This is a genomic window from Candidatus Thiosymbion oneisti, from assembly GCF_900092655.1.
GTDB lineage: Bacteria > Pseudomonadota > Gammaproteobacteria > Chromatiales > Chromatiaceae > Thiosymbion > Thiosymbion oneisti.
In genome coordinates this window covers 1-203 of sequence record NZ_FLUY01000617.1, presented here as the reverse complement: position 1 = coordinate 203, position 203 = coordinate 1, and the positions used below count along the sequence as shown (strand labels likewise).

Annotated in this window: 1 pseudogene; it reads left to right on the top strand. The window is 59.6% G+C overall.

The features are described 5' to 3' along the window. Positions 1 to 203: pseudogene (locus BQ17_RS21580) on the top strand (hypothetical protein); the annotation flags it as partial.

Sequence of the window (203 nt, the reverse complement as noted above, 5' to 3'; positions counted from 1 at the left end):
TGCTCACCGAACCCTTGGGCGGACGCCGTAAGGTCAGTGTACGTTCCACCAAAACGGCGCTTGATCTGGCCGAAGAGATCAAAACGCTGCGGGATGTCGATTATGCCAATGCCGAGCGGGTGGTCCTGGTGTGGGACAATTTGAATACCCACACCCCGGCCTCGCTGTACAAAGCCTTTCCACCCGCGCAAGCGCGGCGGTTG